Annotated in this window: 13 protein-coding genes and 1 tRNA gene; 11 read left to right on the top strand and 3 right to left on the bottom strand. The window is 63.1% G+C overall.

Annotated elements, in window-relative coordinates:
- Positions 1-226: 226 nt before the first annotated feature.
- The 3 genes from OU02_RS06475 to OU02_RS06485 all read right to left on the bottom strand — a co-directional run bounded on the left by OU02_RS06475 (position 227) and on the right by OU02_RS06485 (position 3,540).
- A complete protein-coding gene (locus tag OU02_RS06475) occupies positions 227-1,567 on the bottom strand; it encodes an ISL3 family transposase (RefSeq protein WP_481170238.1) in 1,341 nt (446 codons plus the stop codon).
- 129 nt (positions 1,568-1,696) lie between these two features.
- Positions 1,697-2,362 carry a signal peptidase I gene (gene lepB / locus OU02_RS06480; RefSeq protein WP_152593162.1) on the bottom strand — a complete coding sequence of 222 codons (666 nt, stop codon included), beginning with the start codon at positions 2,360-2,362 and terminating at the stop codon, positions 1,697-1,699.
- 164 nt (positions 2,363-2,526) lie between these two features.
- Positions 2,527-3,540, bottom strand: a complete 1,014-nt coding sequence (locus tag OU02_RS06485; protein ID WP_033489466.1) for a ribose-phosphate diphosphokinase — start codon at positions 3,538-3,540, stop codon at positions 2,527-2,529.
- A 221-nt stretch (positions 3,541-3,761) separates the two neighbouring features.
- Here OU02_RS06485 and rpsF point away from each other — a divergent pair, with 221 nt between their 5' ends.
- The 11 genes from rpsF (at position 3,762) to OU02_RS06540 (ending at position 14,297) form a co-directional block, all read left to right on the top strand.
- Positions 3,762-4,049, top strand: a complete 288-nt coding sequence (gene rpsF, locus OU02_RS06490) for a 30S ribosomal protein S6 (RefSeq protein WP_033489467.1) — start codon at positions 3,762-3,764, stop codon at positions 4,047-4,049.
- A 41-nt stretch (positions 4,050-4,090) separates the two neighbouring features.
- On the top strand, positions 4,091-4,696 hold the full coding sequence (locus OU02_RS06495; protein WP_033489468.1) for a single-stranded DNA-binding protein: 606 nt from the start codon (positions 4,091-4,093) through the stop codon (positions 4,694-4,696).
- A gap of 67 nt (positions 4,697-4,763) precedes the next feature.
- Positions 4,764-5,012 (top strand): 30S ribosomal protein S18, encoded by a 249-nt coding sequence (rpsR, locus tag OU02_RS06500; protein ID WP_022858968.1) that lies wholly within the window; start codon positions 4,764-4,766, stop codon positions 5,010-5,012.
- 19 nt (positions 5,013-5,031) lie between these two features.
- Positions 5,032-5,478, top strand: coding sequence for a 50S ribosomal protein L9 (rplI, locus tag OU02_RS06505; RefSeq protein WP_022858967.1), 447 nt, complete (start codon positions 5,032-5,034; stop codon positions 5,476-5,478).
- Positions 5,479-5,834: 356 nt separating this feature from the next.
- Positions 5,835-5,908, top strand: a tRNA-Lys gene (locus OU02_RS06510).
- Between the two features lie 230 nt (positions 5,909-6,138).
- Positions 6,139-6,873, top strand: coding sequence for an MIP/aquaporin family protein (locus OU02_RS06515; protein ID WP_033489469.1), 735 nt, complete (start codon positions 6,139-6,141; stop codon positions 6,871-6,873).
- Positions 6,874-6,988: 115 nt separating this feature from the next.
- Positions 6,989-7,870 (top strand): DUF3152 domain-containing protein, encoded by an 882-nt coding sequence (locus OU02_RS06520; protein ID WP_080720538.1) that lies wholly within the window; start codon positions 6,989-6,991, stop codon positions 7,868-7,870.
- On the top strand, positions 7,871-8,947 hold the full coding sequence (gluQRS, locus tag OU02_RS06525) for a tRNA glutamyl-Q(34) synthetase GluQRS (protein ID WP_033489470.1): 1,077 nt from the start codon (positions 7,871-7,873) through the stop codon (positions 8,945-8,947).
- A 155-nt stretch (positions 8,948-9,102) separates the two neighbouring features.
- The gene (locus OU02_RS06530) at positions 9,103-9,948 is read left to right on the top strand and encodes a YggS family pyridoxal phosphate-dependent enzyme (protein WP_033489471.1); all 846 of its coding nucleotides are present in this window, start codon (positions 9,103-9,105) and stop codon (positions 9,946-9,948) included.
- Between the two features lie 219 nt (positions 9,949-10,167).
- The gene (locus OU02_RS06535; protein WP_033489472.1) at positions 10,168-11,178 is read left to right on the top strand and encodes a class C sortase; all 1,011 of its coding nucleotides are present in this window, start codon (positions 10,168-10,170) and stop codon (positions 11,176-11,178) included.
- Positions 11,179-11,555: 377 nt separating this feature from the next.
- Entirely contained in the window at positions 11,556-14,297 is a 2,742-nt protein-coding gene (locus OU02_RS06540) for a DUF7604 domain-containing protein (RefSeq protein ID WP_080720537.1), read from the top strand.
- Positions 14,298-14,388: the final 91 nt, after the last annotated feature.

Consider the following 14,388-nt stretch of genomic DNA (forward strand, 5'->3'; position numbering starts at 1 on the left):
AAGCCCACCCCAACCGGTGGGCTTTGCCATACCCACACCATACATATAAAGACCCGGAAGGCAACCAACCGGGGCCCTTCGCATACACACACCATATATAAGGTATCCCCACACCACAGAAACACCTCCCCGAATCATTGACGCACCAACAGAGGTTTGTCATGCCAAGCGGTGTTATGCATGACCTTCGTCAGAGAACCAGAGAACTAAAAGGGCTCTTCCCTTTTTAGTGTGTAAGGATGTCTTTGATTCTTCCGGAGTGGATGAGGCTTCGTTGGCGGTAGTGTTCGAAGTTGTCGAATCCCATGGCGATGCCGCGCAGGGTCTCGAGTCGGCCGTTGATGGCTTCGGTGGGTCCGTTGGACGAGTGTCGGTGCGTGAAGTAGGCCAGGATGTCGGCGCGGCGTCGTTTCAACGTGCGCCCCAGGGATCGCAGCTCGGGGCAGCGGCGTGTGGCTGTCGGTTCGGCCAGCGCGTCGATGAGCGCGCCCATCATGCGTCGGCCCCGGCGCGGGTCCTTGTGCCGGTAGCAGGCGATGATGCGCTGGTAGGCGCCGTGCGCCAGCCTCAGCGCGTCGTTGACGGGGCCGACGAGCAGTGCGTCGACGCGTTCCCTCTGGCGTGGGGTGCGCAGCGAGGCGGTCTTGAGCAGGGCGCGCCGGCAGTCGTAGAGGCGTTCGCCCTTGACGCCGCGCCGGCCCGTGGCCTCGCGTTGCAGGCGGCAGCGCACCATGGTGAGCCTGCCGGCAGCCAGATGCACGACATGGAACGGGTCGATGACCTCGACCGCCGTGCGCAGCATGCGGGCGGCGGCCTGCTTCCATCCGGAGAACGCGTCCATGGCCACGACCTCGACGCGGTCGCGGAAGCGTGCGCCCCGCGCTTCGAGCCAGTTCGCGAACGCTTGCGCCGAACGGCCCGGCACCATGTCCAGCAGTCTGGCCGGTCTGCCGTCGGCGCGCGGGGTCAGGTCGACGATCACGGTCACGTACCGGTCGCCGGATGCGCCGTGGCGCCACACGTGCTCGTCCACGCCGATGCGCGTCACCGCCCCGTACGGGTCGGATTCGGACAGGATCCGCATGCCGGCCGCGCGCACCGCCCGGTCCAGCGCGTTCCACGAGCAGCCCAGCGTGCGCGCGCACGCCGCCACCGACGCCGACTCCAACGCGACGCGGCGAAGCGCCCAGTCCACCGCGGCCCGCGACAGCAGCGTGCGTCCCGACGCCAGCGCCCCCAGGTCGTCGTGCCACATACGCGCGCACGCGACGCACTCATAGGAGCGCACCCGCACCTTCAGATGGATCGCGTCCGATCCCAGGGGCACGTGCACGACGGTGCGTTCACGCGAGGTGCGCACCCGGCACATGCAGCCGCACGAGACACACGTCCGCGCCGATTCGTCCCCCGTGTCGCAGCGGATCTGCCACACGCCCGAACCGTCCCCGCGACCAAGAAAACGCATGGACCGGGCGCGAAGACCCAACCGATCCAGCCCCAACAGGCGCTGACCATCGAACACGCTAAAATCAGGGACAGGCCGTGCCCCATTCTTTTTATCATTCACACAACAAATGATGGAGCACGGCCCTTACACACTAAAAAGGGAAGAGCCACTAAAAGGGCGTTGCCTGTAGATATACGCTACAGACAGCGCCCTTCATATATGTCCCGAATATATAGGAGCAGATCCTGTTCAGCGGGTGACGGACCAGTGTGAGAACGGCCAGTAGATCAGCTTGCTCACACCGGTGATGTTGTCCATCGGCACGGTTCCGGTGCCGTCAGTACCCACATCGTTGAGGTGGTAGCGCGAATCTGCGGAATTGGAGCGGTTGTCGCCGAGCACGAATACACGTCCTTCCGGCACGGTCACAGAAAACGGAATCTCACTGGGCGCCATGCCCTCCTGCAGATACGCGGATTCATCAAGTGGCTCGCCATTGACCATAATCGGCGCGCCATGGCCCGCGCACTCCACTGTGTCGCCAGGCATGCCGATCAGCCGTTTGATTAGGATGTCTGAACGCTTCTTCTCATTCGAAGGCAGCCATCCGCCGGGATCCTTGAACGTGATGATGTCACCGCGTTCCGGTTTTGCAATCGTCGGTTTGACCACCATCACACGGTCGCCGACCCTGAGCGTGTTCTCCATGCTGCTCGACGGGATCTCGTACATCGTGAACACGAACATGCGCAGCAACACAACCACCACAATCGGCACGACAATCCACGGGAGATACTCCAGAATCATCCTGCCGACGCTGTGGTGTGGTTCCGGGGCGGTCTGCATGGCACCATCAGTACCCGCAGCATCGGTCTTGGTGTGCGGTTCGTTATTGTGCGAATCGGAAGAAGTCATTGGTGCGCCCCTCAGGCCCAGACCCCCAGCGGGAACGGGATATTCGACGTTTGCATACTGACACAACATGGTAGCAGCCCTGCGCCGCCGGCCATAGATATGGCAACGCGCGGGCGCACAACATTCACAGGTGCGCCCGCGCGTCGCGGCGAATACCAGCGTGCTTACGCGTAGATATTGCGTGTGCGCATGTCTTCGGGCAGTCCGTTGAGCAGATTTGAAACGGAACGCGCCTCGAACACCGAACGGATGCCGGCGGCGAGCAGCGGCGCCGCGGACAGCACCGTCATGTTCGGCAGACGCTTCTCTTCGGGGATCGGCACCGTGTCCATCAGCACGATCTCCTTGGCGCCGCAGTCACGCAGGCGCTCGACGGCGGGTCCGGAGAGCAGGCCATGCGTGGCGACGAGCGTGACCGACTTGGCGCCGTGCTCATGCAGCGTGCGCACCGCCTCGGTGATTGTGCCCGCCGTGTCGATCATGTCGTCAATCACCACGCAGTCGCGGCCCTCGACATCGCCGATGATGCCGTGTGCGACCGCATGGTTGGGGCGCGTTGTGTCGCGCGTCTTGTGGATGAACGCAAGCGGCAGTCCACCCAGCTTTGCGGCCCACTGTTCGGAGACTTTGATACGGCCTGCGTCAGGCGAGACAATCGTCGTGTTGTCAAGCGGCAGACGGCTGCGCATATAGTCGAGCAGCACGGGCAGCGCGGTCAGATGGTCCACGGGGCCGTTGAAAAAGCCCTGCTCCTGTGCGGCGTGCAGGTCGACGGTCATGATGCGGTCCGCGCCGGCCGCCGCGAACAGCGTGAACATGAGTTTCGCGGTGATCGGCTCACGGCCCAGATGTTTCTTGTCCTGACGTGAATATCCCAGGAACGGCGCCACAACCGTGATTGAGCGTGCCGACGCGCGCTTGGCGGCATCGATCATGATGAGCTGTTCCATGATCGCCTTGTTGATCGGAGTCGTGTGCGCCTGCATGATGAACACGTCGGCGCCGCGCACGGGCTCGGTGAACCGCACATACATCTCTCCGTTGGCAAAGTCGTACGCCGTCGTTGGCAGTACTTCGGTCCCGAGATAATGGGCGGTCTCCTCAGCCTGCTCGGGGTAGGCGCGGCCCGTGACAAGTGCAAGACGTTTATCGGGTGTGCCTTCGAGAACTGCAGACATTGTTCGCCTTTCAAACTGCGTTCGGATGCCCGTGAATCGAGCATATTCACTATAGCAATGTGCGTGTATGTGCGGGCCTTGCGTGTCCATTCCGGCGGGTACACTGGCACAGTTGCCCGCGTACTCCGGCTGCACCCGCAGTCCGTGTGAATGTAGGGGCACAACGCATACACACTCCTGTCGCGGAAAGTCCGCGGCCAACAGTCCGAAGGAGGTGGGTGATGTCTGCGCATAACTACGAACTGATGTTCATTGCCGATCCTGAGATGGATGACAACGGCCTCAAGAAGCTGACCGATCAGCACATGGAAATCGTCACCAAGGAAGGCGGTTCCGTCAACAACATCGATATTTGGGGTCGCCGCAAGCTCGCATACGAGATTGACGGCAAGACCGAAGGCAACTACGTTGTGGTGACGTATTCCTGCGAGCCGGCCACGAGCGACGAGCTCGACCGTGTGCTCAACCTGAACGAATCCATCGTTCGCACCAAGATTCTTCGCAAGTAAGACCACTGCGGCATTGGCACGCATACGTTGGAAGGAACGTTATGGCAGGTGAAACGATTATCACCATCGTGGGCAATCTGACCCGCGACCCGGAACTACGTACCGTGGGCAGTGGCTCCACGGTCGTCAACTTCACGATCGCGTCATCGTCCAGGCAGTTCAACCGCAACACGAACCAGTGGGAGGACGGCGACACGCTGTTCCTCAACTGCTCGGCGTGGGATTCGGCCCGCAACTCGCTGGCGTCGAACATCGCGAACTCGCTGTCCAAAGGCATGACGGTCATTGCACAGGGCCGGCTCACCCAGCGTTCCTACCAGGCACAGGACGGTTCTCAGCGAACCGTTGTGGAGCTGCGAGTGGACGACATTGGCCCATCGCTGCGCCGCGCCACGGCCCAGGTGAATCGACAGTCGTCGAGCTCCGGTTTCGTGGGCAACCAGCAGCAGGGCGGGTTCAACGGCGGTTACCAAGGCGGAGCAGGCTATGCCGGCGGTGCCAGTGGCTTCGGTGCGCAGGGCGCGCCGCAGCAGCAGGCACAGGCACCGGTCTCCGACCCATGGAACAGCGCCGAACCCTCCGGATCCAGCTTCGGCTCCTTCGGCACCTCCGAATTCGGCGGTGAATCCGACGAGCCGGAATTCTAAGACGTATCGCGCGCGTAACGCCGCACCCCACAACATATTGAACAGTATTCGTTAAGGAGACAAATAGATGTCACGCAAGAGGCCGCAGCCGCCGGTCAAGCCGTTTAAGAAGAAGCCGAACCCGCTCAAGGCCGCCAAGGTCACCGAGATCGATTACAAGGACGTCGCGCTGCTGCGCAAGTTCATCTCCGATCGCGGCAAGATCCGCTCCCGTCGCATCACCGGTGTGACCGTGCAGGAGCAGCGCGAGATCGCCAAGGCGATCAAGAACGCCCGTGAGATGGCTCTGCTGCCGTATGCGACTACCGGCCGCTGAGTTCTGAGGAGGAGACGAAATGGCTAATACCAAGGTTATTCTCAAGAAGTCCGTCACCGATTTGGGCCACGCAGGCGACATCGTCGAGGTCAAGAACGGCTACGCCCGCAACTACCTGATCCCGCAGGGCCTCGCATTCGCATGGTCCAAGGGTGCCGCCGCCCAGGCGGAAGCCATGAAGCGCGCTCGCCTGGCCAAGGCTGTGGCGACCCGTGAAGGCGCTGTCGAAGCCAAGGGCATCATCGAGGGCATCGCCGTCGAGATCCCGGCCAAGGTGTCTGAGTCCGGCAAGCTGTTCGGTGGCATTTCCAACGACCAGATTGCCAAGGCCCTCGCCGACAAGGTTGCCGTGGATCCGCGCGCAATCACCGTCGAGAAGATCCAGACCCTCGGCGAGTTCCCCGCCACCGTGGCGCTCCACCCGGAGATCTCCGCGAACTTCTTCGTGAAGGTCGTCGCTGAGTGACCCCGCGTTGAAGATCGTATGACCGTATGATCTTCCCATCAGACCGATTACCAGTCTGAGCTTAAGCATTTGGAAGGCCCCTGCAGTTCGCGCTGCAGGGGCCTTCTGTATGCATGGATTGGGGCCGTACGGTGGCCGGATTGCATGCTTCGGCGTGTCGTTTGTGAAGATAATGGCCGTTGTGGTGGATTATCCGCGCGATCATGTCTGTGCTGGGCGCGTTTGGGGCACATGTGGCCTAGTGGCACAAAATGCCCAAAATCGTTGGAATCGCAACGATTTCCCATTTGCGACACGCCGAAGGTTGCGAAGATGCAGAATCTGAGTATATTTATCACTCGGTTCGCAAAACCAACGCCCCTTTAGCTCAGTTGGTTAGAGCAGCTGACTCTTAATCAGCGTGTCCAGGGTTCGAATCCCTGAGGGGGCACCCGCGAGAAGCCTCGGTCGTGTATCGGCCGGGGCTTCTCTCGTATTTCGCCCGCGGAGCCCTATGCCTCCATGCCCTTTCTTTCGAGTGGACGACCCGCCATTGCCCATGGTGGGCGCTACACTCATACCGGTTCCCACGCATTCCCATACGGGGTGAACCATGCAATCCATCCATCAGAGAAGATTATTCAAACCATCTTGCATACGCATAGAAAAGGCTGAAGAGCAGTGGAATACTCGTTGTTTACGCGGTTGGCGGCGGAGTTCGTCGGCACCGCGGTGCTGATGATCTTCGGCAATGGCGCAGTGGCCAATGTCGAATTGAAGAATACGAAGGGGCATAACGCCGGCTGGATCAACATCGCCATGGGCTACGGCTTTGGCGTCATGTTCCCCGTGCTGATGTTCGGCGGTGTCTCCGGCGCGCACATCAACCCGGCGATGACGCTCGCGCAGGCCGTCAACGGCATGTTCCCCTGGAGTGAGGTCCTGCCGTACATCTGCGCGCAGATCCTCGGCGCGGCGGTCGGCCAGCTCATCGTTTACATCTGCTATTACCCGCACTACAAGGAGACGGAGAGCGCGGAGGCGATTCTGGGCACGTTCTGCACGACCGATGCCTATGCGACGCGGCGCAACTACTTCATCAACGAATTCATCGGCACGATGCTCCTCGTCCTTGGCGCGTTGTGCTGCCTCGAACTGCAGTGGGGTAGGACGAACTACGCGGCCGCATCGATCGTCGTCGGCTTCATCGTCTGGGGTCTTGTCTGCTCGCTCGGTGGTCCGACCGGCCCCGGCCTCAACCCGGCACGCGACCTCATGCCCCGTCTGCTCCATCAGATCCTGCCGATCCCGCACAAGGGGTCGTCGCGTTGGAACGAAGCGTGGATTCCGGTCGTGGCTCCAATCTTCGGCGGCATGCTCGGCTGCTGGCTGTTCAACGTGCTGTTCGCTATCTGATTTCCGTTATTGCACCCACAATCCCCGGCCTGCACGCCGGAGATTGTCGTTTATAAGGGTAATTGGATATACTCGCCGTACTGCACCAATTTGCCAGCTTGAGTGAGGATATCCGGTGAGCACTACCCGCAGTCCGCGACGTCATGCGCGCGCACGCCGCCGGCGAATCTACCGCATCCGCCGCGCCGTGGTGGCCTGCGCGTGCCTGCTGCTCGTGCTCGGTGTCACGCTCAGCACGCGCGGTTCGTTGCGCGCGCTGAACGCGCTCCACGCGCAAGCCGGCTCGGGCATATGGTCGTCGGCGATGAGCCCCTACCGCGCGCCGGCGCGCAATGCGAGACCCTCGCCGTCGGAGGAGGCGCAGTCGCCGGCCGGCGACGAGCGCGCACAGCGGCAGCAGCAGGAGGTCGCCGCGCTCGAGGCGCCGCTGACCGACGACGCGCGCGCCGAGATATACGCGAAAGCCAAGCAGACCGCGGTCTCGAGCGGCGCGTTGCCGACGCGCATGACATACTGCATCGCGTCGCGCGGCGACGTCGGCCCGGTCGACAGTTTCGCCAACACCGTCTACCGCGTGCTCAACGACGTGCGCGGCTGGCCCCGCGCGGGCGTCGTGTTCGCGCAAGGGCAAGACGGCCAGTGCGATGTGACGATCACACTCGCCGAGACGAAGGAGCTGCCCTCGTTCGCCGCCGGCTGTTCCGAGGAATACAGCTGCCGTGTGGGCGCTGACGTCATCATCAACAAGACCCGCTGGGACGGCGCTGTGCAGCACTGGTTCGACGCGGGCGCCACCCTCGCGCAGTACCGCACGATGGTCATCAACCACGAAGTGGGCCATGCGCTCGGACACATCGACAACGAAACGCCGTGCGGCGGCAACAAACAGGCCGCGCCGCTCATGCAGGAACAATCGATGTTCCTCAAGGAATGCTCGCCGAACCCTTGGCCGCTCGACAGCGAACTGTGGAGCACATTCGTGGGGTCGGAGCCGTAAATGACCGGTCGTTTCGCGCCCACCCCGTCGGGCCGCATGCACATGGGCAACGCGTACGCCATGCTCGCCGCGTGGCTGTCCGCGCGCGCCCGGCACGAACGGATCCTGTTGCGCATCGAAGACATTGACGCCCCGCGCGCGGTCCCCGACGCCGACCGCTGGATCATGGATGATTTGGCATGGCTCGGCCTGGATTGGGACGGCGAGCCGGTCTACCAGTCGCAACGGCTCGACCTGTACGAGGAGGTCTTCGCGCGCCTGCGCGACATGCCGGCGGGCCCGCTGTACCCGTGCTTCTGCTCGCGCGCCGAGATCCGCGCCGCAAGCGCCCCGCAGGAGGGCGACCGCTTCATCGTCTACCCCGGCGCATGCCGCCGGCTCGGGCGGTCCGACCCGGACGGGGTCGCCCGGCGTCTGACCGATGGCGCCCGCCATTCGTGGCGTTTCGCCGTGCCCCCCGCCGGCGCGCCCGACGGCCTCGTGTCCTTCACGGACCGCGTGTACGGTCCACGGCGCTTCGACTTGGGCGCCGACCTGGGCGACGTCGTCATGCGCCGCTCCGACGGGCTGTTCGCCTACCAGTTCGTCGTCACCGTCGACGACCTGCTCATGGGCGTGGACGACATCGTGCGCGGCCGCGACCTGCTGCGCTCGACCGCGCTGCAGGAACACGTGCGCGCCCTCCTGCTCGACATGGGGCTCGCCAACCGGAATCGCCCGGCCGCGCGCCCCGCCTATGCGCATCTGCCCCTCCTCGACGACGCTGCCGGCGTGCGTCTCGCCAAGCGCGAACATGCGCCCGATCTGGGCGCGCTGCGCGCGCAAGGCGTTCGCCCCGAGCAAATCATCGGCTACTGCGCTTGGGCGCTCGGCCTGACCGACCATCCGCGGGCGATGGAGGCCGCCGACGCGCTCGCGCTCTTCTCGTGGGACGCCGTGCGCGCCCACGTCGACGCGACCGACGCTCGGAGCGACGCCGACGGGACCGGCGGCCGCGTCGGGGATGACGACCGGTCCGACGGCCGCGCCGACGTGCGCGTGCCCGACGACCTGCCCTCCCTCCTCCTGCGCCTCTAGCCCGAGTTCCTCCCTCTCCTGCATAGAATAGAAATCGGTCGCTCATACGTCCGATTTCTATGGAGCGGGTCCGCATCGTGCGACATATGTGACGCGACGCGCGCCGTGCGGTATCGTAAGCCCATAGGTGAGGAAGTGGAAAGGTGGGATCCGTCATGACCGCGTACATGGACCACAAGGACTTGGCGAACGAGACGATCGAGGAGGGGCGCGCCCGTGACATCGCGGACAACGTGCACCGCGTGCTCGACCGCATCGCCGCCCAGGAGGCGGCGAGCGGACGCCAGGAGGGATCCGTCACGCTTCTGGCCGCCACGAAGACGCGCGACGTGGGCGAGATCATGGCCGCGATCGACGCCGGCGTGCCCATGATCGGCGAGAACCGCCCCCAGGAGATCGTCGCCAAAATCGACGGCCTGCGCTACGCATGCGCCCAACGCGGCGTCGTGCTCGGCGCGAGCGACGTCGAAACCGTCGAAAGCCTCGCGCAGACCGACGACCCCGAGGCCCTCACGCGCCTGCCCGTGCATCTCATCGGCCAGCTGCAGAGCAACAAGATCGGCAAGATGCTGCCCGACGTGAACACGATCGAATCCGTCGACACGCTCGCCCTCGGAGAGAAGATCGCCCGCCGCGCCGCCGCGCGCGGACGCGCCGTCGGCGTGCTCCTCGAGGTCAACGAATCCGGCGAGGAGACGAAATCCGGCTGCGCGCCCGACGAGGCCTTCGAACTGGCCCTCGAACTCGCCTCACTCGAGGGGCTCGAACTGCAGGGGCTCATGACCGTCGGCGCGCATGTCGACGACGAACGCCGCATCCGCGCCGGCTTCGCGCATCTGCGCGACATGCGCGACCGCGTGCGCGACTCCGGCGCCGAAGGCACCGCCTCGTGCCGCGAACTGTCGATGGGCATGAGCGGCGACATGGCGCTCGCGATCGACGAGGGCGCGACGATCGTGCGCATCGGCACCGCGATCTTCGGCCCGCGCGACTTCGTCTGACCCCGCGTCCGGCTCGTCCCGTGCGCGCGATGGGGGCGCGTTGCGGTGTATGGCGATTTCGTGCGGATTCCATCCCCTCGAGGGGATGGAATGCTTGCGCTCGGCCCCCCGTCTGGTAAGCTCCCATGGCGAGGGGCGCCCATCCGCGCGCCCCGCGGACGTTTTTTCGTCGTGTCTCACACGGCAATGGGGACCGCAATCATCGGGGTGAGGACGAGCATGCGCAGGAACCGTAGGACCATCACGCAGGAGCCGCAGGGCCCATGGACGCCGCCGACCTTCCGGGAGGCGACGGACATCGAGGACGTCGTGCGCCTGCGCCGTTCGCTGCGCCGGCGCATGATCGCGATGCGCGTGCTCACGGTCGTGCTCATCACCGCGGCCGTCATCGTCGGCGCCACGCCTTTCGTGCTCCAATGGAACACGGCGCGCGTCCTGTCCTCGCAAAGCCGCACGGTCGAACGGCGCGTGCTCGGCTGGCCCTACCCGCAGGCGGAGAACCGCCTCAAGGACGCCCACGCGTACAACGAGCGCCTCGCCGCGAGCGGCCAGCCGATCCTGGGCGAGGCCGTCGACCCCTTCGCGAGCGTGGCCGGCAGCTCGCACGTCACGGACAAGGACACGTCCGCCGCGAGCCAGGACGAGGAGTACCAGTCGCTGCTCGACACGGGCGGCGGCGTCATGGGCTCGATCATCATCCCGAAGATCAGCGTGGACCTGCCGATCCACCACGGCACCTCGGAACAGGCGCTCGCCTCGGGCGCCGGGCATCTGTACGGCTCGAGCCTGCCGGTGGGCGGCGATTCGACGCTGTCGGTGATCACGGGGCACCGCGGTCTCGTGGCCGCGCCGATGTTCACGCGCCTCGACGAGATGAAGGACGGCGACTACTTCTACATCGACGTGATGGGGGAGAAGCTGGGGTACATGGTCGACCGCATCACGGTGATCGACCCGGACGACACCTCGCAGCTGCACGTCGTGCCCGGCGAGGACCGCGTCACGCTCATGACGTGCACGCCCTACGGCGTGAACACGCAGCGTCTGCTCGTCTCCGGGCACCGCGTCTCGATCCCCTACCCGGCGCCGAATCCGACCGAGGTGCATGACGGGCGCACATGGGGTGTCCTCGCCGCGATCGCGACGCTGCTGCTCGGCCTGCTGCTGTGCGCGCTGACCTCGAAGCGACGCGGACGCCCGATGCGCATGCGGCATGCGAGCGCAAGATAATGCGCGTGCGGAAGCGGAATAATGCATAGGTAATTACACGCGCGAAGATGCGGATGATGACGGCCCGTCGGGGGATTCCCGGCGGGCCGTGTCCGTATTGTGGGATTATGCGACAGGACCCTTGGCATCGTTGGGAACGCCATGGTCAGATGGGCTCGATTTGCGGGAGGGGGTTGTATTTTCACAAAAAATTCACAGTGCGATGAAGGGGATACTTCAAGGGGGTGACTTTGGCTTCAATCAAAGGCTTGTCGGTATATTGAGGGTGAAATCGCCCTCTTCTGGAGTATAGACAATCGATTTTCGCTCTTGTAGGCTCGGGGAAAGAACGATTTTTCTATGCCAAAGTTTGGAGAGATTCGGAGGGGAACACACTCATGAGAGGACCAAAACGCCTTCTCGCGCGCCATGGCGCGCAAGCCGATGAAGAAAGGAACGGCCGGACGCCGGTGCGCAAACTCGTCGCCACGTTTTGCGCCGTCGCGATGAGCGTCGGCATGGCCGGCGTGAGCATGTCCGCCTACGCCGACGACCAGCAGCCGGCCGAAGACGCCACGACCACCGTGGAAGCCACCCCGGAGGTCCAGCCCTCCGAGGACGCCACCGTGGATGCGCAGCCGGAAGTCGACGCGACGGATGCGCATCCTGAAGCGATCACCACCGACGCCCCGGCGGTCGCCGCCGTCGGCGACGCCGCACCGACCGCCGATGGAGACGCGCCTGATTTCAGCAAGAAGGTCAAGTATAACGACGACGGCACCTACACGCTGAGCATGAACGTGTCCGGCAAGGGCGGTGAGACCACCGGTACGACTGTGACCCCGCTGGATATCGCGCTCGTGCTGGACGTGTCGGGAAGCATGGCGTGGCCATCGGAGAAGATCGATAGCGCAGCCATTGACACATCAGAGACCTATAAGATTTATAGATACAATACTTATGTGACTGTCTCCTACAGGAACGGAAACTGGAGGACGCAGTCGGGTAGAGTCGTAGACCCAGCTACCGATCAGTTTTACAGCAATGACACGCGTCTTGCCGTTCTTCAGTCTTCTATTGACAATTTTTTGACTAAGGTCAATACCAAGAATGGAGAAATAAGTGAAGCCGGTAAGAAGATCCAAGTCTCTCTTATCACTTATGCTAACGATGGTATCATTAATCAGACTCTGACCTCTGATGTTGGTGTCGTGAAGACGGCAGTTCGGAAGCTGAATGCTGGTGGTGCAACTAATGCCGCTGCAGGCCTGAATCTGGCTCATACGGCGTTGACAGGGTCGGGCGCGCGGTCTGATTCGCAGCGCGTAGTGATTTTCTATAGCGATGGTCAGCCGACAACGAGTAACTCTTTTTCTCCAGCTGTGGCTAGTAGCGCCATTAATTATGCGCATACGCTGAAGACGGACGATAAGGCTACCGTCTATTCCATCAGTGCGGATCCCGACGCTACTACAACCGGTACTACCAATACCGACCTGTTTATGAGCTATGTATCATCAAATTATCCCGGTGCGAGGGGTGTTGACAGTCCGAGCACTAACAACTGGGCGACGCCTGGTGATCGTGGTCCTGGTGACTATTACACTGCCGTTTCCGGTGACGAAAGCCTTGACAACATCTTCGATGGCATCTTCAATGATATCACGAAGGGCAGTGTGTTCACGAACGTCTCCATGACGGACACCCTGTCGCAGTACGTGGAATTCGTGAATGCTGATGCGGCCAATTCCAATTATGGCGCCAGACTCGTCGTGCGTAACTCTGCCGGCGAAGAAGTGACGGATCTGACCGAGGTCGGACTGCCTACCGAGAGCCAAGAAACATACCAGATCACGTCGTCCGATGGCAAGACGGTTTCCATCGAGTTCCCGGCGGGTTATGCGCTGAGGGACGGGTTCACCTACTCGCTGGAATACCAGATCAAGCCGTCTGATATCGCTTACACCGAGTACGCCACGAACGGATATCCCAAGGCCCCAGAAGGCATCGGTGCCGACGGTACTGGTGACAGCTCCGCAGGTCAACCAGGCTTCCGTAGCAACAATGAGGCTCACATCTCCTATACGCCTCGCGTGGATGGTGTGGAACAGTCTGGGGTCATCGGTGCATTCCCCCATCCGGTGGTTCAGGTGCACTACACGCCGACCAAACAGACGCCCATTTCCGTCGAGAAGACCGTGGACGGCAACGGCACTTGGCGCGACGGCGACTCCTTCCGGTTCACGATCGCGGCCCAGGACAATGCCCCGCTTCCCGCGAATGACTCTATCACGATCGGCAAGCCGAAGCCCGGCTCGTTGGCGACGGCGCAGTTCGGCACGATCGAGTACACCGCGCCTGGTGAGTACAACTACACCGTGACGGAAACGCCCAATGAGCAGAACAAGCACTATGTGTATTCCAAGGCTGAATATGATGTGCAGGTCAAGGTCGTTCAGACCGGTTCCGATACGCCGCGAGCTCTCGAGATCGAGTCGGTTAAGTGGACCCAGAAGAAGACGGATGACGGTTCGAACGGCAGTACCTCTGGAACCGTTATGCCGCTGAAGTTCACCAACACGGCAGCCACGGCCACGCTGGCCGCCAACACCGTCAAGGTCCAGAAGACCGTGAACGGCGCCGGTGCCAAGTGGGACAGCTTTGGCTTCCAGATGACTCCGGTCTCCGCTCCCGAATCCGTCACTCCCGGCGAGACTCTGATCACGACCGTCACGACGGACAGTCCGGATCTGCAGGCCGGTTTCGATGAACTCACCTTCGACACGCCGGGTACCTACACCTACCGCGTGACCGAGGTGAAGCCGGACAACGCCGCCGGATTCCAGTACTCCCAGGCCTCCTATCTCGTGACCGTCACCGTGGAACAGGCTGCTGACAACAGCCTAACCGCTACGGCGGCCGTCACTCAGGAGAAGGACGACAACGGAGCCGTCAAGACCGGTACGGTGACGGGCGCGCTGCCCTTCACCAACACCTGGGTCGCGGTGTCCAACCTGCCGTTAACCGGTGAGGGCGGGGCGACCCCGATGCTCTGGCTGGCCATCGGCGGCGGACTGGGCGCCCTCGCGCTCCTGGCCGCGGGCGGAGCCGCCATCTGGCGCAAGCGTCGCCTGATCTGACCGCCATATCCTTCCGCGGCCGAGGTCCCATCCTCGGCCGCGGCCCCTCCGCCCGCACGGGCGAAGCGACAACTGAAGAGACAAGATGTAG

It is taken from the genome of Bifidobacterium pseudolongum subsp. pseudolongum DSM 20099, assembly GCF_000771225.1.
In the GTDB taxonomy this organism is placed as follows: Bacteria; Actinomycetota; Actinomycetes; order Actinomycetales; family Bifidobacteriaceae; genus Bifidobacterium; species Bifidobacterium pseudolongum.